Source organism: Variovorax sp. 01T432, assembly GCF_056398605.1.
Genome location: NZ_JBFTPS010000138.1, coordinates 1 through 1170, shown reverse-complemented (window position 1 = coordinate 1170; position 1170 = coordinate 1). Strand labels below are relative to the sequence as shown.

The following is a 1170-nucleotide window of genomic DNA, read 5'->3' as shown; positions in this document are numbered from 1 at the left end:
CTAGTGTAGTGTTGCATTCTGTTTGGAACTTAAGCGGCTATTGGCGCGAATGACCTTTTGCAGGATGTCGCGCGCGCTCTTGGTCCAGATGAATGGCTTGGGTTCTTTGTTGTGATGAGCGACGTACTCGTCAATGGCAGTGACCAGTTCGGGCACGCTGGTGAACACGCCTCTGCGCAACCGCTCGGTCGTGATGTCACGGAAGAAACGCTCGACCATGTTCAGCCACGATGCCGAGGTCGGCGTGAAGTGCATGTTGAATCGCGGGTGCTTGGCCAGCCATTCCTGCACGGCAGGATGCTTGTGCGTGGCGTAGTTGTCAGCAATCAGATGCAGCGTCTTGCCTTTGGGCGTTTCGCGGTCGATCTTGCGCAGGAACTTCAGCCACTCCGCGTGAGTGTGACGCTGCTGGCAATGGCCGATGACCTGCCCGTCGAGTATGTTGAGTGCCGCGAACAATGTGGTCGTGCCGTGACGCTTGTAGTCGTGCGTCATGGTGGCCGCGCGACCCTTCTTGAGTGGCAGTCCCGGTTGGGTTCGATCCAGTGCTTGCACCTGGCTCTTCTCGTCGCAGCACAACACCAGTGCGTGCTCAGGCGGCGACATGTACAGGCCCACGATGTCCTCGAGCTTCTCGACGAACAGAGGGTCGCGCGAGACCTTGAAGCCGCGAACGAGATGCGGCTTCAGGCCATTGGCACGCCAATGGCGCGAGACGCTGGCTGCGCTAACACCCAACTCAGTCGCCATCTTGCGCGTGCTCCAGTGCGTGGCCGCTTCAGGCTTGCTCTGGGTGGTCAGCTCAACCAGTCGAGCCACATCAACCTTGACCGGCGGCGCGCCGCGCGGAAGGTCTTGCTCGATACCCGCGAGCCGCGACTCGGCATAGCGATCACGCCAGCGCGAGACTTGCACGCGGCCGACTGCAAGCCGGGCGGCGATGTCCTTGTTCTGCAGGCCGTCAGCGGCGAGGAGAACGATGTGCGCGCGCTGCGCCAGCCGCACGCTCGTCAGCTTGGAGCGCACGAGTCCGGTCAGCTCTGCCCGTTCCCCGTCCGTCAGCACAATCTCGATGGCAACTCGCACGATCAAACCCCGTTTCCGCCCGTAGTAGAGCATTGGAAGCGAGGCAATCATTTAAGTTCCCTCAAGAATGCAACACTACACTAG

The 1170-nt window shown here is 60.8% G+C and carries 1 protein-coding gene; it reads right to left on the bottom strand.

Annotation, left to right across the window (positions count from 1 at the left end):
- Positions 1-1086 (bottom strand): IS630 family transposase, encoded by a 1086-nt coding sequence (locus AC1DNF_RS35635; protein WP_477925082.1) that lies wholly within the window; start codon positions 1084-1086, stop codon positions 1-3.
- Between the last annotated feature and the right edge of the window lie 84 nt (positions 1087-1170).